We start from the raw sequence: 18,760 nt of genomic DNA on the forward strand, positions 1-18,760 counted from the left end.
CTGATGGCGCACGACCGTTACGGAACCTGGCCCTCGCCGATCGACGCCGCCCTGGTCGCCGCCCACGACGGCAAGCCCGAGTTCCTGGGCGCGGTCGGCGAGGAACTGTGGTGGACGGCGCCGCGCCCCGCCGAGGGCGGCCGCCGCGCGCTGGTGCGGCTGCGCCCGGACGGGAGCGGCGTCGCCGAAACGGTCCTGCCCGCGCCGTGGAACGTCCGCAACCGCGTCATCGAGTACGGCGGCCACCCCTGGGCGGGCATCGCCCGCCCGGCCGGCGGCCCGCTGGTGGTCTTCACCGACCAGGGCGACCAGCGGATCCACGCCGTCGAACCCGACGCCCCCGGCGGCCCGGCGCCGCGCGCGCTCACCCCGCCCTCCACCGCCGACCGCGAGCTGCGCTGGTGCGACCTGCACCCGCGCCCCGGGCACGGCGAGGTGTGGGCCGTCCTGGAGGAGCACCGGGCGGGCACCGTACGGCGCGTCGCCGTCGCCGTACCGCTGGACGGATCCGCCGCCCAGGACCCGGGCGCGCTGCGCGAACTCACCCCCGCCGCCCACCGGTTCGTCACCACCCCCCGGCCGTCCCCGGACGGGCGCCGCGCCGTGTGGCTCGCCTGGGACCACCCCCGGATGCCCTGGGAGGGCACCGAACTGCTGATCGCCGACCTGGGCGAGGACGGCCGCCTGACCGGGGCGCGCACCCTGGCCGGCGGCCCCGACGAGGCCATCGCCCAGGCCGACTGGGCCCCGGACGGCACCCTGCTGGCCACCACCGACCGCACCGGCTGGTGGAACCCGCACCGCGTCGACCCCGACACCGGCACCGCCGTTCCGCTGTGCGCGCGCGAGGAGGAGTTCGCCGAGGGGCTGTGGCGCATCGGCTGGCGCTGGTTCGCACCGCTGGACGGCGGGCTCATCGCCGTCCTGCACGGGCGCGGCGGTCTGCGCCTGGGCATCCTGGACCCCGCGAGCGGTGAACTCGCCGACGCCCCCGGCAGCCACGGCGAATGGGCACCCGGACTGGCCGTGCAGGGCAGCCGGGTCACCGGCATCGCCGCCGGAGCGCACACCGGCTGGGAGATCGTGCAACTGGACACCGCCACCGGACGCACCAGGGTGCTCGCCGAACGCCACCACGACCCCGTCGACCCCGCCTATTACCCGCACCCGGCCGCCCGTACCTTCACCGGCCCGGACGGGCGGGAGATCCACGCCACCGTCTACCCGCCCACCCATCCGCTGGCCGCCGTCCCGCAGTCGCGGGACGAGCTGCCGCCGTACGTCATCTGGGCACACGGCGGCCCCACCTCCCGCGCCCCCGTCGTCCTCGACCTGGAGATCGCCTACTTCACCTCGCGCGGCATCGGCGTGGCCGAAGTCAACTACGGCGGCTCCACCGGCTTCGGCCGCGCCTACCGCGAACGGCTGCGCGAACAGTGGGGCGTGGTCGACGTCGAGGACTGCGCCGCCGTCGCCCGCGGACTCGCCGCCGAGGGCACCGCCGACCCGCACCGGCTCGCGATCCGGGGCGGCAGCGCCGGCGGCTGGACCGCCGCCGCCTCCCTCACCGACCCCGGCACTGCCGGTCTTTACCGCTGCGGCACCATCAGCTACCCGATCCTCGATCTGGCGAGCTGGACGGGGGCGGGCACCCACGACTTCGAATCCCGCTACCTCGACTCACTGATCGGCCCGTACGACGAGGTCCCCGAGCGCTACCACGAACGCTCGCCGGTGCACCACGCCGAGCGGATCACCGTACCGTTCCTGCTGCTGCAGGGGCTGAACGACGTGATCTGCCCGCCGGAACAGGCCGACCGGCTGCTGGCGGCGCTCGCCGAGCGCCCCGGGCCCGCCGTGCCGCACGCCTACCTCACCTTCGAGGGCGAGGGCCACGGCTTCCGCCGTGCCGACACCATCGTGACCGCCATCGAATCCGAACTGGCCCTGTACCTGGACGCCTTCGGCATCACCCGGCCGGACGCGCCGCTGCTTGAGCTGCGCCGGTGATCCCCGCGCTGCGCCCCGGTGACGTGGTCACGGTGGTGGCCCCGGCGGGCCCGGTGGAACGGGACGTACTCACGGCGGGCACCGAGATCCTGCGCGGCTGGGGACTGACGGTCCGTATCGCCCCCTCCGCCGTGGACGGCGGCCCGGCCCCGCTGCCCCATCTGTCCGCCGCCGACGCCCACCGGGCCCGTGACCTCCAGCGGGCCTGGTGCGACCCGGACAACGCGGCGGTGATCTGCGCCAGGGGCGGCTACGGCACCCAGCGGTTGCTTCCGCTGCTCGACTGGGACGCGCTGGCCGCCGCGGTGCCGAAGATCCTGCTCGGCTACAGCGACATCACCGCACTGCACGAGGCGTTCGCGCGCCGCCTGGGCGTACCCGGCTGGCACGGCCCGATGCCGGGCACCGCGGCCTTCACCCACGACGCGGTGGCCCGGGAACGTCTGCGCCGCGCCCTGTTCACCCCGCACGACCTCGGTCCGATCGGCTCCCCGGCGGCCCGTGCCCTGGCCCCCGGGACGGCGCGCGGGATCACGCTGGGAGGCTGCGCGAGCCTGCTGGCGTCCGGGATCGGCACCCCGTACGTCAGACCCTCGGCGGCCGGCGGCATCCTGCTGCTGGAGGACACCGGCGAGGAGCCCTACCGGCTGGACCGGGCGCTGACCCAACTCCTGAACGCCGGCTGGCTGGACGGGGTGGCCGGCATCGCCCTCGGCTCCTGGCGGGAGTGCGGCCCGTACGAGGAGGTCCGCGCCGTCCTGGCGGACCGCCTCGTGCCACTCGGTGTGCCGATCGTGGAAGAACTGGGCTTCGGACACGGCCCCCATCCCTGGACGGTCCCCCTCGGCGTCCCGGCCACCCTGGACGCCGACCGGGGGACCCTGACCCCGGACCCGCCCGCCGACCCGGTGACGCGGGCGGCTAGTCGATGAGGTCCTGGAGTTCCTCCCGGCCCAGAGTGAGCAGTTCGCTGAAGCTGTCGCAGGGGTCCGAGAGTTCGCCGTACTTCACCGCGAGAAGGTAGGCCCGGTACTCGCCGTTCTCCAGGACATCGCTGGTGTCCAGCAGGAAGACATCCTCACCACGGGCGATGCTGAGGCCGTACCGGAAGACGTCGTCCTCCTCGCCGCCGTCCTCGCTCGCCCAGCCCGTGTGTTCGTCGCGGAACCACGCGAACTCGGCGCACGGACGCAGCGAGTCGACCCATTCCGCCACGCGTCCCCAGCCGTCGCTGGTGAGCAGGAAGGCTCGCAGACTCGGCGGCAGGGCCACCCCGAGGCGCTCCTCCGACGCGGCGATCGCCCGCTCGTCCGCCGGGTCGTGCCCGAGCCAGCGCGCGTCGCACTGCTCCTGCGTCACGTCGCCCAGCTCGTCCTCGTCGAGGCTGCTCAGATACCACTCGCTGTACTCGGCCAGATAGGCCCGCCACTCCTGGGGGGTGCCCGGGCACGGGGCGGGTGGCACGCTGCTCTCGGCGTCGTCCGTCATGGATCTGCTGTCCTTCCCGCGGGCTCGCGAGCCTCGTCGATGACATCAACTGCCGCTACAGGGCGGCCTGTTGGAAGTTCTATCAGCAGTGGTCCCACGACCGGTCCGGCACCCTGGCGGGGCCTCCGCCCCCCGGCTAGGAGTTGAGCGCGGCGCGCAGGCGTTCGGCGTAGGCGTGGCGGCGGGCGGCGGGGAGCCAGTCGGGCTGTGGGGCGGTGGCGTTCAGGTCGTCGCCGGGGTAGCGGGGGAAGAGGTGCTGGTGGAAGTGCCAGACGTGCTGGTCGCCGGCGGGTTCGTTGTGCTGGCGGGTGGAGACCCCGGCGCAGTCGTAGGCGGTGCGCAGGGCGCGGGCCAGCGCGCGGGTGGCGTCGAAGACGGCGTGGCCGTCGGCGGTGGGGAGGTCGTAGATGTTCTCGTGGTGGGCGACGGGGATGATCAGCAGATGGCCCGCGTTCCTCGGCCACCAGCGGGGGCAGATCAGCGCGAAGACCCGCTCGTCGCGGTAGACCACGTCGGCTTCCCGGTCAGGGGTCAGGTGGCAGAACGGGCAGTGGTAGCCGGCGGGTTCGTGGTGGTGCACGGAGTGCCTCCCTGGCCGGGCGCGGAGTGGGACGGTCAGGAGCCGGCCGGCGGCCACGCGACGAGGCCCTCCAGGACCGGCGGTTGGTAGCCGGGACCCTTGAGTACCTTCCCGTCCGCCCGGCGCAGGACACGGCCGTCCGCGTCGAGCTTGCTCATGTTGGACCGGTGGACCTCGGTGAAGACGGCCGGCAGGTCGATGCCCAGCGCGTCCGCGGTGCCGTAGGTGACGTAGAGGACATCGGCCAGTTCCTTGGCCACGGCCCGGTACGCGCCGAGCGGGTCCTCGCCCGTGCGCAGGACCTCCGCGAGGGAGGTGAGGGCCTCGGCGGCCTCGTGCGCTTCCTCGGCCAGCAACGTCCGCCGGTGCTCGGCCGTTTCGGGGCGCCCGCTCACGGCCTGACCGTCGAACGTCTCGCGGAACTCGGCAACGCGTCGCATCGGCTCGTGATCCATGCCCCGACCCTAGGGGGTGTCCGCGCGGGCGGGGGACGGGTGGTCCGTATGCTCGGCGGCGGTGGGGTGTGGACGATCCGTGCGGCTCCGGCCGGTGTGCCGTACCCCCGAGAGGCCCGCTCCGGGGCTTCCGGCGAAGGAGAGAAACGATGAGCGAGAATCCGACGGTGCCGAGCGAGCCCGGGAAGCACATCGCCGACCCGCGTCAGCTGCTGCTCGACTACCTCGACTACTACCGGGAGGTGGTGCTGTCGAAGCTGGCCGGGCTCTCGGAGGAGGAGCTGCGCAGCTCCCGGCTGCCGTCCGGGTGGGCCCCGGTGGAGCTGATCTGGCATCTGGCCCATGTGGAGCGCCGCTGGCTGCGCTGGGGCTTTCTGGGCGAGGAGGTCGACGAGCCGTGGGCCGACTGGTTCCACGGGCCCTCGGGCCGGGAGCGCTGGGCGGTGCCCGACGGGGTGAGCACCGCCGAGGTGCTGGAGACCTTCCACCGGTATGTCGAGGACTCCCGGGCGATCACCGCGGATGTCGCTCTGGAGGCGCGGGCCGAGGGGGGCGGCCGGTTCGGCCAGGTCGGCCAGGCTCCGGCGCTGAGCTGGATCCTCTTCCACCTGCTCCAGGAGTACGCCCGGCACGCCGGTCACCTGGATGTCGTACGCGAGCTGGCGGACGGTGTCATGGGGGAGTAGGTAGCGAACCGGGGCAAGCCGGACTACGGTGGAGGGAACGCCGCGATGGGCTCCCTTTTCGCGCGGCCCGCGTGGCGACATCGCGAACGCGAACGCAAAGGAGTCCCACCATGACCACCGCTGCGGACATCATGAGCCGAGGCGCCCAGTGCGTCCCGATGAACGAGACCCTGGACCGCGCCGCCCAGTTGATGCGTGAACAGAACGTGGGCGCGCTGCCGGTCTGCGACGAGAACGAGCGCATGCAGGGCATCGTCACCGACCGCGACATCGTCGTGAAGTGTGTGGCCGCCGGCCACGACCCCTCCAAGGTCCGGGCCGGGGATCTGTGCGAGGGCACTCCGCGCTGGATATCCGCCGACGCCAGCGCGGAGGACGCGCTCGCCGAGATGGAGACGCACCAGATCCGGCGGCTGCCGGTCGTCGACGGCGACAAGCAGCTGGTCGGCATGATCAGTGAGGCCGACGTGGCCAGGACGCTCACCGACGACCAGGTGGCCACCTTCGTCGAACGTGTCTACGCCACGTCCTGAGCCTCCCCCCCGGCAGACCCCCGGGACGCACCTCGCCGCGCCGCTCGCCGGGCGGGCGGCGGCGGGGGCGGCCATGCTGGGAGCATGGCATCCAACCCCAGACCCCGGAAGGCCAGCGGCAGCACCCCGCTGGGGGACTTCTTCACCCCCGGCCGGATCGTCGCCCTGGTGGTCGCCGTTCTCGTCCTGATCTTCGTCTTCCAGAACACCGGGCGCACCAAAATCCGCGTCCTCATCCCCGAGGTCATCATGCCGCTGTGGCTGGCGCTGCTGGCCACCGCCCTGATCGGCCTGTTCCTCGGCATGTATCTGACACACCGCAGAAGATAAACCCCCAGGGCCCTCTTTCACCCGGGTGGGTGACCGTGTTCCATGGTCATCACAGCGTCGGTCACCCGGCCGGGGGTGAGGGGAGCGAGGGGTTTCATGACAGGAACCGGAAGCACGGCCGGCGCCGCCGCAGGACCCGGGACGACCGTCCGCCGCGGCACGCTCACGCTCCCCGCCGCGCCGCTGGGCCCGCCCAACCCGCTGCCCGCGCTCCTCCCGCTGGACGAGGCCCACCGGCTCGACCCGGCGGAGTTGGCGGTGCTGCCGCCCGACGCCGCCCGGCAGGCCGCGTACGCGCCGCTGACCTCCGTGCTGCCCGCCCCGGTGTACGACGGCTACGGCCGCGCCCGCGCCGCAACCGAGATCCCCACCCTCGTCATCGAGAACGACCGGCTGCGCGCCACCGTGCTGCCCGGCTGGGGCGGGCGCGTCCACTCGCTGTTCCACAAGGCCACCGGGCGCGAACTCCTGTACCGCAACCCGGTGCTGCAACCGGCCAACTTCGCCCTCAATGGCGCCTGGTTCTCCGGCGGCATCGAATGGAACATCGGCGCCACCGGCCACACCGCCCTGTCCTGCGCCCCGCTGCACGCCGCCGCTGTACCCGCCCCCGACGGCGGACAGATGCTGCGGCTGTGGGAGTGGGAACGGCTGCGCGACACCCCCTTCCAGGTCGACCTGTGGCTCCCGCGGGAATCCGACTTCCTCTACGTCGGCGTTCGCATCCGCAACCCCCAGGACAACGCCACACCGGTCTACTGGTGGTCCAACACCGCCGTCCCCGAACACCCCGGCACCCGGGTCCTGGTCCCCGCCGAGGAAGCCTGGCACTTCGGCTACCGGCGCGCGCTGCGCACGGTCCCCGTCCCCGGCGACCCGGGCGGGCCCGACCGCTCCCGCCCCGCCCACGGCGATCACCACCCGGCCGACTACTTCTACGACGTGCCCGCCGCCGCCCGGAAGTGGATCGCCGCCCTGCGGGAGGACGGCCACGGCCTCGTCCAGACCTCCACCGCCGCCCTCCCGGGCCGCAAGCTGTTCGTGTGGGGCACCGGACCCGGCGGACGCCGCTGGCAGCGCTGGCTCACCGAACCCGGCACCCCCGGATACGCCGAGATCCAGGCCGGCCTCGCCCGTACCCAGCTCGAACACCTCCCGCTCCCCGCGGGCGAGGAACTCAGCTGGCTGGAGGCGTACGGCCCGCTGCACGCCGACCCGGCCCGCACCCACGGGCCCGACTGGGCGGACGCCCGCGCCCACACCGAACGGGCCCTGGACGCCGCGCTGCCCGCCGCCGCCCTCGACGCCGCCCACGCCGCCTGGCTCCCGCACGCCGACCTGGCCCCCGCGGACCTGCTGCACACCGGCAGCGGCTGGGGCGCCCTGGAAGTCGCCCGCGGCGGCTACGAACTGCCCGGCACCCCCTTCGGCCCCGACGCGCTCGGCCCCGAGCAGTGCCCCTGGCTGGAACTCCTGGAGAGCGGCCGGCTCCCCGGTCACGCCCTGCCCGCCACCCCGCCCGGACCCACCCTGGTCTCCCGCGCCTGGCGCGAGAAGCTCGAATGCGCCACCCCCGGCGGACCGCTGACCGACTACCACCTGGGCATCGCCCAATGGCACGCCGGCGACCTGGCCCAGGCCGCCCGCAGCTGGGAACGGGCCCTGGCCGAAGGCCCCAGCCCCTGGCCGCTGCGTGCCCTGGCCATTGCCGATGCCCGCTCCGGGCAGCACGACCGCGCCGCCGAACGGGCCCTGACCGCCGCCGAACTCGCCCTGGCCGCGCCCGCCGACAACGCGCCCGCCGGCCCCACCACCGACAACGCCGCCGACAGCCCCGCCGGGCGCGCCGTGACCGCCCTCGTCACCGAAGCGGTCACCGCCCTGCTGACCGCCGGACGCCCGGACGCGGCCCGCGCCCTGCTGGAGCGGCTGCCCGAACCCGTACGCGCCCGCGGCCGGCAGCGGCTGCTGGCCGCCCGCACCGCGCTGGCCCTCGGCGAGCGCGACACCGCCCGCGCCCTCCTCGCCGAGGACTTCGAGATCCCGGATCTGCGCGAGGGCGAGGAGTCCCTGCACACCACCTGGGCCGCCCTCACCGAGGACCCGCTGCCCGTTCACCACGACTTCCGGATGCGCCCCGAAGGGAGCCCGGAACCCGCCTGAACGACCGTACGGGCACGTCCCGCCGAACCGAACGGGCCCGAAACGGGCATCCCCCCGTGCCCGTACGGGCGCCCGTACGGCACATGGAAAGCGCTGTCCGCGAACGGCCCGAAGCGACCACCCACGCGACCGAACGGGCACAATCGGGCAGGAAAACCCGAACAGCTGCTCTGTTCCGCGCCCCATTCCCAACGGTAGAACTCTCCGTGCGGCCCGAACGGGCAGCGACAGCAACGCAGCTGTGCGGGTAAGGAGCGTGGACGTCAATGACCGCTGAGGAACGCCAGCGCGCCATCGTCGGCGCGGCACGGCGGGCCGGCTCCGTCGAAGTGGGCGCCCTCGCCGAGGAACTCGGCGTCGCCAAGGAGACCGTACGCCGCGACCTGCGCGCCCTGGAGGCCCACGGACTGCTGCGCCGCACCCACGGTGGCGCCTACCCGGTCGAGAGCGCGGGCTTCGAGACCACGCTCGCCTTCCGCTCCACCATGCACGTCCCCGAGAAGCGGCGCATCGCCGCCGCCGCCGCCGAACTCACCGGCGAGGCCGAGACGATCTTCATCGACGAGGGCTACACCCCCCAGCTCATCGCCGAATCCCTTCCCAGGGACCGCACCCTGACCATCGTCACCGCCTCCCTGGCGATCGCCGGCACCCTCGCCACCGTGCCCGGCTTCAACGTCCTGCTGCTGGGCGGCAGGGTGCGCGGCGGGACCCTGGCCACCGTCGACCACTGGACCACCCGGATGCTGTCCGGCTTCGTCATCGACCTGGCGTTCATCGGCGCCAACGGCATCTCCCGCGAACACGGCCTCACCACCCCCGATCCGGCCGTCAGCGAAGTCAAGCAGCAGGCCGTACGCGCCTCCCGGCGCCGGGTGTTCGCCGGCGTGCACACCAAGTTCGGTGCCGCCAGCTTCTGCCGCTTCGCCTCCGTCACCGACCTGGATGTGATCGTCACCAGCAACAGCCTCTCCACCGCCGAGGCCCACCGCTACACGCTCCAGGGCCCGCAGGTCATCCGCGTCTGAACCACGAGAACCCCGCTCTCTTCTCCGCACACCCCCGCGGGCGGTGCAACGCCGCACGCCCGGAATCACCAGGAGTACCGACCATGCGCCGCAGTCAGAGCCGACGCGCCATCCGTACCGCCGCCGCCGTCACGGTGGCCGGGGCCCTCCTCGCCTCCTGCGCCGGAGCCGGAGGAGGCTCCGGCTCGGGCGACGGCGACAGCATCAACGTCCTGATGGTCAACAACCCGCAGATGACCCAGCTGCAACGCCTCACCGCGGACCACTTCACCAAGGACACCGGGATCAAGGTGAACTTCACCGTCCTCCCGGAGAACGAGGTCCGCGACAAGATCAGCCAGGACTTCGCCAACCAGGCCGGCCAGTACGACGTCGCCACCATCAGCAACTACGAGACCTCGATCTACGCCCGCAACGGCTGGCTCCACGAGCTGGACCCGTACCTGCGCGACGACGAGGCCTACGACGTCCAGGACATCCTCACCCCCATCCAGCTGTCGCTGACCGGTGAGGACGGCAAGCTCTACGCCCAGCCGTTCTACGGTGAGTCCTCCTTCCTGATGTACCGCACCGACGTCTTCGAGGAGCACGGGCTGACCATGCCCGAGCAGCCCACCTGGACCGAGGTCGCCGAACTCGCCGCCGAGGTGGACGCGGCCGAGTCCGGCATGAAGGGCATCTGCCTGCGCGGCCTGCCCGGTTGGGGCGAGGTCATCGCCCCGCTCACCTCCGTCGTCAACACCTTCGGCGGCACCTGGTTCACCGAGGACTGGGAAGCCCAGCTGGACTCGCCCGAGTTCACCGAGGCCACCCAGTTCTACGTCGACCTGGTGCGCGAGCACGGCCAGTCCGGCGCCGCCCAGGCAGGCTACGCCGAGTGCCTGAACAACATGGTCCAGGGCAACACCGCCATGTGGTACGACGCCACCGCCGGCGCCGGCTCCCTGGAGGCGGACGACTCCCCGGTGGCCGGCAACATCGGCTACGTGCCCGCCCCCGTCGAGCAGACCGACTCCTCCGGCTGGCTCTACACCTGGGCCTGGGGCGTCCAGGCGGCCTCCCAGAAGGCCGACACCGCCTGGGAGTTCATCTCCTGGGCGTCCAGCAAGGAGTACGAGGAGCTGGTCGGTGAGACCCTCGGCTGGTCCAACGTCCCGGCCGGCAAGCGCGCCTCCACCTACGAGAACGCGGACTACCAGGAGCACGCCGCCGCCTTCTACCAGGTGACCCACGACGCCATCGCCGCGGCCGACCCGATCAACCCCGGTGTCCAGCCCCGCCCGGTGCCCGGCATCCAGTTCGTGACCATCCCCGAGTTCGCCGACCTGGGCACCAAGGTTTCCCAGGAGATCAGCTCCGCGATCGCCGGCCGGCAGACCGTTGAGCAGGCCCTCGCCAAGTCCCAGACCCTGGCCGACGCAGTGGCCGAGGAGTACCGCAACCGATGACCACGCCGACCGCTACGGCGGCGACGCCTTCGCCCGGGGCTTCCTCCCGGGCGAAGGCGTGGGCCCTCCGCGCCCCGCTGCTGCCCGCCCTCATCTTCATGATCGTGGTCACCCAGCTGCCCTTCGTGGCGACCCTGGTGATCTCGCTCTTCGACTGGAACGCCCTCTACCCCGACGACCGTTCCTTCAACGGCTTCGGCAACTTCTCCACCGTGCTGTCCGACGACGCGCTGCGGTCCTCGGTCGTCACCACGGCCGTGCTCACCGCGTCTGTCGTGCTCATCAGCCTCGTGCTCGGCCTCGCCATCGCCCTGCTGCTGGACCGCAAGTTCCGCGGCCGGGGCCTGGTGCGCACCATGATGATCACCCCCTTCCTGCTGGTGCCGGTGGCCGCCGCCCTGATGTGGAAGCACGTCCTGTACAACCCGGAGTACGGCCTGCTCAACGGCATGCTGGTGTGGCTCGGCGACCTGCTGGGCTTCACCCCGCCGCAGCCCGACTGGATCTCCGAGATGCCGCTGCCGGCGGTCGCGGTGTCGCTGATCTGGCAGTGGACCCCGTTCATGACGCTGATCCTGCTGGCCGGCCTGCAGAGCCGCCCGCTGGAGCAGTACGAGGCGGCCCGGCTCGACGGCGCGGACAACTGGCAGATCTTCCGCCACCTGACGCTGCCGCACCTGCGGCGCTACCTGGAACTGGGAGCGCTGCTCGGCTCCATCTACATCGTGCAGAACTTCGACGCGGTGTACACCATCACCCGGGGCGGCCTGGACACGGCCAACCTGCCGTTCGCGATCTACCAGGAGTTCTACCAGGCGCAGGAGTACGGGGTGGCCTCGGCGGCCGGTGTGCTGGTGGTCATCGGCTCCCTGATCATCGCCATGTTCGCCCTGCGCGTGGTGTCCTCGCTCTTCCGCGAGGAGGGAAGCCGAGCATGAGCACGACCACAACCCCGACCGCAGCCACTCCGCCGGCCAAGACGCCCCCGCCGGCCCGCAAGCCGGCCACCGGCACCCCGCGCCGCCCCCGGCGGGTGCTGTCGGCGATCCCGGCGTTCCTCGCCTGGTTCGCCGGGCTGGTCTTCTTCCTCCCCGTGGCCTGGATGGTGCTCACCTCCTTCCACGCGGAGTCGGACGCCGCCAGCAACCCGCCGGCCCTGACCGCGCCGCTGACCCTGGACAGCTACCGGGAGTTCTTCAGCTCGGACGGCGCCAGCCCGTGGCCGCCGCTGATCAACTCGCTCACCGCGTCGCTCTCCTCCACGCTGCTGGTGCTGCTGCTGGCGCTGCCCGCCGCGTACGCGCTGTCCATCCGCCCCGTGAAGGGGTGGCGGGACGCGATGTTCTTCTTCCTGTCCACGAAGATGCTGCCGGCCATCGCGGGTCTGCTGCCGCTGTACCTGTTCGCCAAGAACACCGGTCTGCTGGACAACATCTGGCTGCTCGTCCTGCTGTACACCTCGATGAACCTGCCGATCGCGGTGTGGATGCTCCAGTCCTTCCTGGCCGAGGTGCCGCCCTCGCTCATCGAGGCCGCGCAGATCGACGGCGCGAAGCTGCCGGTCATCCTCTTCCGGGTGGTGGGGCCCGTCGTGGCGCCCGGCATCGCCGCCACCTCGCTGATCTGCTTCATCTTCAGCTGGAACGAGATGCTGTTCGCCAAGGTGCTCACCGGTGTCATGGCCGAGACCGCGCCGGTGTTCCTGACCAGCTTCATCACGAGCCAGGGCCTGTTCCTGGCCCAGGTGTCGGCCGCGTCCCTCGCCATCTCCCTGCCGGTGCTCGCCGCCGGCTTCGCCGCCCAGGACAAGCTGGTCCAGGGCCTGTCGCTAGGAGCAGTCAAGTGAAAGCCGCACTCATCGAGTCCGTGGGCAAGGTCTCCCTGACCACCGTTCCCGACCCCACCCCGGGGCCGCGCGATGTGGTGGTGGAGGTCGCGGCCTGCGGGCTGTGCGGCACCGATCTGCACATCCTCCAGGGCGAGTTCGCCCCGACCCTGCCCATCATCCCGGGCCACGAGTTCGCGGGCGAGGTCGTCGGCATCGGCAAGGACGTCACCGAGGTCGCCATCGGCGACCGGGTGGCGGTCGATCCGTCGCTGTACTGCTACGAGTGCCGCTTCTGCCGCAACGGCCACGCCAACATGTGCGAGCGCTGGGGCGCCATCGGCGTGTCCGTGCCGGGCGGGGCCGCCGAGTACGCGGTCGCGCCGGTCGCCAACTGCGTCAAGCTGCCCGAGCACGTCAGCACCCAGGACGCGGCGCTCATCGAGCCGCTGTCCTGCGCGGTGCGCGGCTACGACGTGATGAACTCCGTGCTAGGCGCGCGGGTGCTCATCTACGGCTCGGGCACCATGGGCCTGATGATGCTGGAGCTGGCCAAGCGCACCGGCGCCAGCGGCGTGGACATCGTGGACATCAACCCCGAGCGCCTGGCCACCGCCCGCACCCTGGGCGTCAGCGCGGCGGCCGGCTCGGCGGACGAGCTGGACCGGCCGCAGGGCTGGGAGATCGTCATCGACGCCACCGGCAACGCCGCCGCCATCCAGGACGGTCTGGGCCGGGTCGCGAAGGCCGGCACGTTCCTCCAGTTCGGCGTCGCCGACTACGCGACCACGGCCACCATCGAGCCGTACAAGATCTACAACCAGGAGATCACCATCACCGGCTCCATGGCGGTGCTGCACAGCTACGAGCGGGCCGCCGACCTGTTCGCCGGCGGCATCCTGGACCCGCAGATCTTCATCAGCGACCGCCTCCCGCTGGACCAGTACCCGCAGGCGCTGGACCAGTTCGCGAAGGGCGTCGGCCGCAAGATCGTGGTCACCCCGTAACGCGCTGGACGCTCACGCATGGAGCCGCGCCTCTCGACGATGGAGAGGCGCGGCTCCGCGCGTTTGACTGGCGGGCATGGCAATCCTGGCGGCGGCCCTGCTGGCCGCGACCCTGTTGACGGCTGCCTGCGTGGCGGGCGTGTTCTTCGCGTTCTCGGTGGCGGTGATGCCCGGCCTGAACGCCGTGGACCCCACGCACTCGGTCACGGCGATGCAGAGCGTCAACGAACGCATCCTCAACCCGCTCTTCCTCGGGGCCTTCGTCGGCGTGCCGCTGCTGGCGGTGGGTGGCGGCGTCGTGCTGCTGCTCCTGGGGGAACGCGGCGCCGCGTGCGCGCTGTTCGCGGCGGCGGGGACGTACGTGCTGGGCGCGTTCGCCCCCACCGCGATCGTCAACGTCCCGCTGAACGACGTGCTGGCGGCGGCCGGCGCGCCCGAGTCCGCCGGGCACGCGGCCCGGTTGTGGGCCGATTACGCGCCGCGCTGGACGGCCTGGAACACGGTGCGCGCCTCCTTCGGCGCGCTCACCGTTCTGCTGACGGCGCTCGCCCTGTACCTGTGGGCGCGCGGCCCCGCCGCCGGGCGCGCGGGATGAGCGGCGCGCGCCGGACAGCGCCGCGAGCCCGGCCGGGCCCGGCCCGGACACCCGGACCCGGGCCTGCGGCACGGCCGGCAAAAACGGTTGCCGCCACGACGAGGCATGGTGAGGATGGTCCGGTGATCAGCTCGCCCGACCCCCGCTCCGCCTCCGTACGCCCCCTCACGGACGCCGACGTCCCCACCGCCGTCGACACCCTCGCCCGAGCCTTCGCCGACTACCCGTTCACGCGGCACGTCATCGCCGCGGACGGCCACGAGGACCGGGTCCGGCGCTTCCAGGAGCTGTGTCTGACCCGTATCGGCAGGGAGTACGGCCGCGTGTGGGCCGCCGACGGCGGCCGTGCCGTGGCCGTCTGGGCGGTGCCCGGCCAGGACCCGTCACCCGCCTTCGAGGCACTCGCACCCGTCTTCGCCGAACTCAGCGGCGACCGGGCCGCCGCCTACGCCTCGGCGGAAGAGGCCCTCGCACCCCACCGGCCGCAGGAACCGGGCTGGTTCCTGGAGACGGTGGCCACCGCCCCCGAGGCGCAGGGCCGGGGCCTGGGCAGCGCGGTGCTGCTCCCAGGGCTCCGGGAAGCCGGACAGGCGGGAGTGCCGGTGTTCCTGGAAACATCGAGCGAGCGCAACGTCACCTTCTACGAGCGGCTCGGTTTCCGGGTCACGGCCGACGTCCGCCTGCCCGACGACGGACCCCGCACCTGGTGCATGCGCAAGGACCCGCGCTGAGACACGCCGCGGGCCCGGCGGGCCGGCCGAGCCCCTCCATCGCGTCCATCGGGCCAGCAGCTCCCGCAGCCGGGCCGCCACCCCGGCCGGCGCCTCCTCGGCCATGAAGTGACCCCAGCCGACCCCTGCGACCCTCCACGGCGCGAACGAGCAGCCGATGAGTACGGTGAACGGGTGCGGGTCGACTTCGAAGTGCTGGGGCCGGTCACGGCGCGGGACGCCGCCGGGCGCCCGATCCCCCTCAAGGGGCCGCGCCACCGCGCCGTCCTCGCCCGGCTGCTCGTCTCCCGCCGCCGCGTTGTCCCCGTCCCCCGGCTGGTCGCCGACCTGCGGGACGAGCCGCCCCGCCGGCGCAGTACCGGCCCTGCGCACCGCTGAGGGCAGCCTGCGTGGCGGGCGTGTTCTTCGCCTTCTCGGTGGCGGTGATGCCCGGCGGAGGGCCGTTGGCAGGCCCGAGCGGCGAGAGGGATGTGCGATGACGGCTACCGTCCGGGCGTTTCGACCGCCAGGGCGTCGAGATGGGTGGCGACCCTCTGGAGCAGTTCCATCAACACCGTGTACTGCTCGGGCGAGAGACTTTCCATCATCCGAACTCTCAGCACCCCGGTCTGCTCGGAGATCCGCTGGTGCGCCCGTCGGCCCTCGCCGGTCAGCGTCACAGCCCCGTTGTCAGCCGTGGACGTCCAGCCACGCTCGGCAAGCCGGTCGACGCACGGGCGCGTGGTCGGCTCGTCGGGAGAAAGGAACACGGCCATCGTGTCGTCGAGTTCGGCGACGGTGATCGGGCCGTACGCGAGGGTGTTCAGTACCTGCCACCCCCGCCGGTTCAGACCGTCCCTGGCGAACAGCCGGCTCATGTGCTCCTCGATCGCCCTGTCGATGTGCTTCAGCCAGTAGCCGAACGGCCGCTGCTCGCGGACGTTGGGCTGCTGGGGCAGGCCGGTCATGACCATCCCCCCTATGCATGTCCTTTGACAACTGTTGTAATCTAGCATGCATGTCGAAGAGGGAACAGGACAAGGCGGTCGCCGCCGTCGAACGGGCCATGGTGGCGATCCGCCGCAGCCAGACCCGCCGGTCACTGGGGCGGCTGGCACCACGCGATGGCGGCAAGCCGATCGACCCCACGCTGTTCAGCGTGCTGGATGTCATCGAGGACCGTGACACACCGTGCTCTGTCACGGACGTCGCCACCGCGCTCGGCGTCGACCAGCCGAGGGCGAGCCGGCTGGTGCTCCGTGCCGCCGGGGAAGGATTGCTGGAGCGCAGGACCGACCCGTCCGATGCCCGGCGCACGCTGATCACCCTGACCGGCTCCGGGCAGGAACAACTCGACCGCACACACCGGTTCCGGCAGGAGGTCTTCGCGCGGGTTATGGCGGACTGGCCCGACACCGACCGGTCCGAGTTCGCCCGGCTCATCACCACATTCGTCACCTCCTTCGCCCAGATGACCCCCGACGCCGACTGAGTCCCCGGCGCGCGGCGGGTGGAGCCGAGCGCGCGGCTCGGAAGGGCCCGTGCCATCACCCTTCGGGGCGCGGACGCGCGGCCGATGAGTACCGTGAGGGGGTGCGGGTGGAGTTCGAGGTACTGGGGCCGGTCACGGCACGGGACGCGGACAGCGGGCGTCCGATCGCCCTCAAGGGGCCACGGCACCGGGCCGTCCTCGCCCGGCTGCTCGTCGCCCGCCGCCGCGTCGTCCCCGTTCCCCGACTGGTCGCGGACCTGTGGGACGAGCCGCCGGCCGGTGCCGTACCGGCCCTGCGCACCTTCGTCGCCGCGCTGCGCCGCGCCCTGGAACCGGACCGGCCGCCCCGCACCCCCGCCCGGCTGCTGATCACCGAGGGCCCCGGGTACGCGCTGCGCGCCGACCCGGAGACGGTGGACGCCGAGCGGTTCTCCTCGGCGGTCGCCGCCGCCACCACCCCCGACGGACTGACCGAGGCCCTGGACCTGTGGCGCGGACCGGCCTACGCGGACGTCGCCGACGCCCCCTGGGCCCGTACCGAACGCTCCCGCCTGGGCGAACTGCGGCTGCAGGCCGTGGAGCGCCGAGCCCGGCTGCTGCTGGACCGGGGCCGTGCGGCCGAGGCCGTCCCCGACCTGGACGCGCACGCCGCCGAGCACCCCTGGCGCGAGGACGGCTGGCGGCTGCTGGCCCTGGCCCTCTACCGCACCGGCCGCCAGGGCGACGCGCTGGCCGTGCTGCGCCGTGCCCGCGCGCTGCTGGTCGAGCAGCTGGGGGTGGACCCCGGGCCCGCGCTGCGCCGCCTGGAGGCGGACATTCTGTCCCAGGCCGGGCACCTGGAGGGCGCGGCGGGCGGGGTGGAGCAGGTGTGGGAACGCACGGCCGCCGCCTACGACCGCGCGGTGGGCGGCGGGTCCCGGGTCCGGCTGGAGTCGACGGTGGGGCTGCTGCGCGAACTGGCGGTCACCGGGGGCGGCGGCCTGGAGGCCGCCCGCGACCAGCGGACGGCCGCCGTCGCGGCGGCGGAGGAACTGGGCGACCCCGAACTGACGGCGCGGGTGATCGGCGCGTACGACGTCCCCGCGATCTGGACCCGCGTCGATGACCCGGAGCACGCCGCGCAGGTGGTGGCCTCCGCCGAGCGCACCCTGGCCGCCCTGCCGCCGGACGCGCACCCGGCGGCGCGCGCCCGGCTGCTGGCCACCGTCGCCGTCGAGTCGCGCGGGACACGGTCGGCGCGGGGCCCGCGGGCCGCGGGCGAAGCGGTGGAACTGGCGCGCGAGCTGGGTGACGCGCCGCTGCTGGCGTTCGCGCTGAACGGCCTGTTCATGCAGAGCTGCCGGGGGTCGGGGCTCGCCGGCCGGCGGGAGGAGATCGGCGCCGAGCTGGTGACGCTCTGCGAACGCCACGCGTTGCCCAGCTACGGGATCCTCGGCCGGCTGATCCGCCTCCAGGCGCGGTGCGCCCGGGGCGATTTCGCCGGGGCGGACGCCCAGGCGGCGGCGGCCGAACGGCTCGCCGAACGCTACGACCGGCCGCTGGTCGGGGTGTTCACGCAGTGGTACGGGGCGCTGAAGCTCGCCGAGACCGGCCCCGTACCCCAGGCGGAGGCGGCGTACCGGGCGGCGGCGGACCGGCTGCCCGACGCCGGAATGCCGGGCCTGGCGGCGGGCCTGCTGCCGCTGGCCCTGCTCGGCCTGCGGCTACGGCACGGCTTGCCCCTGGAGCCCGAGGCGGCGGGCGGCGCGCCGTACCGGGCGGCGGACTGGGGCCCGTACGCGCCGTGGACCCGTCCGCTGCTCCTGCTGGCCCGCGACCGCCGCGCCGAGGCCGCCGCCGCGCTGCGTACCCTCCCACCACCGCCCTACGACCTGCTGTACGAGGCGATGTGGTGCCTGACGGCGAGGGCCGCCGCACTGTTGGGGGACCGGGAGACGCTGCGCCGGGCCCGGGCCGAACTCGCCCCCGCCGCCGGCGAACTGGCCGGCGCGGGCAGCGGTCTGCTGACTCTGGGGCCGGTCGCCGACTACCTCTGAGCGGCCCGGACGTCCAGGGCCTGAACGCCCCCGGGCCGGACGTCCCCGTCCCCGTCCCCGGCCTGCGCCCGCCGGGTGCCCGTGAACGCGACCAGCACCCCGGCCAGCAGCAGCACGCTGCCGGACAGGGTGCCCCACTGGCGGGTGGCGATGTCGTCGACTGCGAGCAGGAAGACCGCCTGCCAGCACAGCGCGAGGGCGAGGAGCAGCTGGCCCCAGCCGTAGCGGCGGGGGCTGCGGACCGCGCGGCGGCTCGTCGGCAGCACCCGGCCCCCGGTGAGCGCGGCCACCCCGGCGGCGGACAGGAGCACGGCCGGCAGCACGAGGAGCGCCCCGATGAACAGCTTCATGACGTCTCCATGTGCGACGGGCGA

The 18,760-nt window shown here is 73.2% G+C and carries 20 protein-coding genes and 1 pseudogene; 16 read left to right on the forward strand and 5 right to left on the reverse strand.

Annotated features, from left to right (window positions below):
• Positions 1–3: 3 nt before the first annotated feature.
• Positions 4–2,010: a S9 family peptidase gene (locus ACTFAP_RS25135; protein WP_500467481.1), complete on the forward strand. Its 2,007-nt coding sequence runs from the start codon at positions 4–6 to the stop codon at positions 2,008–2,010.
• Positions 2,007–2,942: a S66 peptidase family protein gene (locus ACTFAP_RS25140; RefSeq protein ID WP_500467482.1), complete on the forward strand. Its 936-nt coding sequence runs from the start codon at positions 2,007–2,009 to the stop codon at positions 2,940–2,942. Before ACTFAP_RS25135 ends, ACTFAP_RS25140 begins: the two co-directional genes overlap by 4 nt.
• Here the strand turns inward: ACTFAP_RS25140 and ACTFAP_RS25145 are convergent.
• The 3 genes from ACTFAP_RS25145 to ACTFAP_RS25155 form a co-directional block, all read right to left on the reverse strand.
• Entirely contained in the window at positions 2,932–3,498 is a 567-nt protein-coding gene (locus ACTFAP_RS25145; protein WP_500467484.1) for an SMI1/KNR4 family protein, read from the reverse strand. The genes ACTFAP_RS25140 and ACTFAP_RS25145 overlap by 11 nt on opposite strands.
• A 136-nt stretch (positions 3,499–3,634) precedes the next feature.
• A complete protein-coding gene (locus tag ACTFAP_RS25150; RefSeq protein ID WP_500467486.1) occupies positions 3,635–4,078 on the reverse strand; it encodes an HIT family protein in 444 nt (147 codons plus the stop codon).
• A gap of 35 nt (positions 4,079–4,113) precedes the next feature.
• Entirely contained in the window at positions 4,114–4,533 is a 420-nt protein-coding gene (locus ACTFAP_RS25155) for a pyrophosphohydrolase domain-containing protein (RefSeq protein WP_495682444.1), read from the reverse strand.
• A 149-nt stretch (positions 4,534–4,682) separates the two neighbouring features.
• Between ACTFAP_RS25155 and ACTFAP_RS25160 the strand changes: the two genes are divergently transcribed.
• From ACTFAP_RS25160 to ACTFAP_RS25215, 12 genes and pseudogenes are all read left to right on the forward strand, one after another.
• Positions 4,683–5,219: a mycothiol transferase gene (locus tag ACTFAP_RS25160; protein WP_495682445.1), complete on the forward strand. Its 537-nt coding sequence runs from the start codon at positions 4,683–4,685 to the stop codon at positions 5,217–5,219.
• Between the two features lie 110 nt (positions 5,220–5,329).
• Positions 5,330–5,752, forward strand: a complete 423-nt coding sequence (locus ACTFAP_RS25165) for a CBS domain-containing protein (protein WP_453853304.1) — start codon at positions 5,330–5,332, stop codon at positions 5,750–5,752.
• A gap of 84 nt (positions 5,753–5,836) precedes the next feature.
• A complete protein-coding gene (locus ACTFAP_RS25170) occupies positions 5,837–6,082 on the forward strand; it encodes a hypothetical protein (protein WP_030730947.1) in 246 nt (81 codons plus the stop codon).
• 96 nt (positions 6,083–6,178) lie between these two features.
• Entirely contained in the window at positions 6,179–8,245 is a 2,067-nt protein-coding gene (locus tag ACTFAP_RS25175) for a DUF5107 domain-containing protein (RefSeq protein ID WP_500467487.1), read from the forward strand.
• A gap of 266 nt (positions 8,246–8,511) precedes the next feature.
• Positions 8,512–9,273 (forward strand): DeoR/GlpR family DNA-binding transcription regulator, encoded by a 762-nt coding sequence (locus ACTFAP_RS25180; RefSeq protein ID WP_030730950.1) that lies wholly within the window; start codon positions 8,512–8,514, stop codon positions 9,271–9,273.
• A gap of 83 nt (positions 9,274–9,356) precedes the next feature.
• Positions 9,357–10,721 carry an ABC transporter substrate-binding protein gene (locus ACTFAP_RS25185; RefSeq protein WP_030730952.1) on the forward strand — a complete coding sequence of 455 codons (1,365 nt, stop codon included), beginning with the start codon at positions 9,357–9,359 and terminating at the stop codon, positions 10,719–10,721.
• The gene (locus tag ACTFAP_RS25190) at positions 10,718–11,659 is read left to right on the forward strand and encodes a carbohydrate ABC transporter permease (protein ID WP_030730954.1); all 942 of its coding nucleotides are present in this window, start codon (positions 10,718–10,720) and stop codon (positions 11,657–11,659) included. Before ACTFAP_RS25185 ends, ACTFAP_RS25190 begins: the two co-directional genes overlap by 4 nt.
• Positions 11,656–12,567, forward strand: a complete 912-nt coding sequence (locus ACTFAP_RS25195) for a carbohydrate ABC transporter permease (RefSeq protein ID WP_390122158.1) — start codon at positions 11,656–11,658, stop codon at positions 12,565–12,567. The genes ACTFAP_RS25190 and ACTFAP_RS25195 overlap by 4 nt, the downstream gene beginning before the upstream one ends.
• Positions 12,564–13,553 carry a zinc-dependent alcohol dehydrogenase family protein gene (locus ACTFAP_RS25200; protein ID WP_400008473.1) on the forward strand — a complete coding sequence of 330 codons (990 nt, stop codon included), beginning with the start codon at positions 12,564–12,566 and terminating at the stop codon, positions 13,551–13,553. The genes ACTFAP_RS25195 and ACTFAP_RS25200 overlap by 4 nt, the downstream gene beginning before the upstream one ends.
• Before the next feature lie 76 nt (positions 13,554–13,629).
• Positions 13,630–14,148 carry an anthrone oxygenase family protein gene (locus tag ACTFAP_RS25205; protein ID WP_495682447.1) on the forward strand — a complete coding sequence of 173 codons (519 nt, stop codon included), beginning with the start codon at positions 13,630–13,632 and terminating at the stop codon, positions 14,146–14,148.
• A 125-nt stretch (positions 14,149–14,273) separates the two neighbouring features.
• The gene (locus ACTFAP_RS25210) at positions 14,274–14,879 is read left to right on the forward strand and encodes a GNAT family N-acetyltransferase (protein ID WP_200368465.1); all 606 of its coding nucleotides are present in this window, start codon (positions 14,274–14,276) and stop codon (positions 14,877–14,879) included.
• A gap of 174 nt (positions 14,880–15,053) precedes the next feature.
• Positions 15,054–15,270: pseudogene (locus tag ACTFAP_RS25215) on the forward strand (SARP family transcriptional regulator); the annotation flags it as partial.
• Between the two features lie 91 nt (positions 15,271–15,361).
• Here the strand turns inward: ACTFAP_RS25215 and ACTFAP_RS25220 are convergent.
• Positions 15,362–15,826 (reverse strand): MarR family winged helix-turn-helix transcriptional regulator, encoded by a 465-nt coding sequence (locus ACTFAP_RS25220; protein ID WP_500467489.1) that lies wholly within the window; start codon positions 15,824–15,826, stop codon positions 15,362–15,364.
• 50 nt (positions 15,827–15,876) lie between these two features.
• Between ACTFAP_RS25220 and ACTFAP_RS25225 the strand changes: the two genes are divergently transcribed.
• Together ACTFAP_RS25225 and ACTFAP_RS25230 are read left to right on the forward strand one after the other, a co-directional pair.
• Entirely contained in the window at positions 15,877–16,350 is a 474-nt protein-coding gene (locus ACTFAP_RS25225) for a MarR family transcriptional regulator (protein ID WP_495682449.1), read from the forward strand.
• A gap of 101 nt (positions 16,351–16,451) precedes the next feature.
• Positions 16,452–18,386 (forward strand): AfsR/SARP family transcriptional regulator, encoded by a 1,935-nt coding sequence (locus ACTFAP_RS25230; protein ID WP_500467490.1) that lies wholly within the window; start codon positions 16,452–16,454, stop codon positions 18,384–18,386.
• Here ACTFAP_RS25230 and ACTFAP_RS25235 read toward each other — a convergent pair.
• Positions 18,377–18,736, reverse strand: a complete 360-nt coding sequence (locus ACTFAP_RS25235; RefSeq protein WP_495682451.1) for a hypothetical protein — start codon at positions 18,734–18,736, stop codon at positions 18,377–18,379. The genes ACTFAP_RS25230 and ACTFAP_RS25235 overlap by 10 nt on opposite strands.
• Positions 18,737–18,760 lie beyond the last annotated feature (24 nt).

This window comes from Streptomyces sp. PH9007 (genome assembly GCF_059813725.1).

Excerpts from the sequence above, each read along its gene's own strand:
- ACTFAP_RS25165 (WP_453853304.1), top strand. The coding sequence starts at position 5,330 with ATGACCACCGCTGCGGACATCATGAGCCGAGGCGCCCAGTGCGTCCCG.
- ACTFAP_RS25135 (WP_500467481.1), top strand. The coding sequence starts at position 4 with ATGGCGCACGACCGTTACGGAACCTGGCCCTCGCCGATCGACGCCGCC.
- ACTFAP_RS25220 (WP_500467489.1), bottom strand. The coding sequence starts at position 15,826 with ATGACCGGCCTGCCCCAGCAGCCCAACGTCCGCGAGCAGCGGCCGTTC.
- ACTFAP_RS25225 (WP_495682449.1), top strand. The coding sequence starts at position 15,877 with ATGTCGAAGAGGGAACAGGACAAGGCGGTCGCCGCCGTCGAACGGGCC.
- ACTFAP_RS25195 (WP_390122158.1), top strand. The coding sequence starts at position 11,656 with ATGAGCACGACCACAACCCCGACCGCAGCCACTCCGCCGGCCAAGACG.
- ACTFAP_RS25205 (WP_495682447.1), top strand. The coding sequence starts at position 13,630 with ATGGCAATCCTGGCGGCGGCCCTGCTGGCCGCGACCCTGTTGACGGCT.
- ACTFAP_RS25170 (WP_030730947.1), top strand. The coding sequence starts at position 5,837 with ATGGCATCCAACCCCAGACCCCGGAAGGCCAGCGGCAGCACCCCGCTG.
- ACTFAP_RS25190 (WP_030730954.1), top strand. The coding sequence starts at position 10,718 with ATGACCACGCCGACCGCTACGGCGGCGACGCCTTCGCCCGGGGCTTCC.
- ACTFAP_RS25155 (WP_495682444.1), bottom strand. The coding sequence starts at position 4,533 with ATGGATCACGAGCCGATGCGACGCGTTGCCGAGTTCCGCGAGACGTTC.
- ACTFAP_RS25160 (WP_495682445.1), top strand. The coding sequence starts at position 4,683 with ATGAGCGAGAATCCGACGGTGCCGAGCGAGCCCGGGAAGCACATCGCC.
- ACTFAP_RS25185 (WP_030730952.1), top strand. The coding sequence starts at position 9,357 with ATGCGCCGCAGTCAGAGCCGACGCGCCATCCGTACCGCCGCCGCCGTC.
- ACTFAP_RS25145 (WP_500467484.1), bottom strand. The coding sequence starts at position 3,498 with ATGACGGACGACGCCGAGAGCAGCGTGCCACCCGCCCCGTGCCCGGGC.
- ACTFAP_RS25175 (WP_500467487.1), top strand. The coding sequence starts at position 6,179 with ATGACAGGAACCGGAAGCACGGCCGGCGCCGCCGCAGGACCCGGGACG.
- ACTFAP_RS25235 (WP_495682451.1), bottom strand. The coding sequence starts at position 18,736 with ATGAAGCTGTTCATCGGGGCGCTCCTCGTGCTGCCGGCCGTGCTCCTG.
- ACTFAP_RS25180 (WP_030730950.1), top strand. The coding sequence starts at position 8,512 with ATGACCGCTGAGGAACGCCAGCGCGCCATCGTCGGCGCGGCACGGCGG.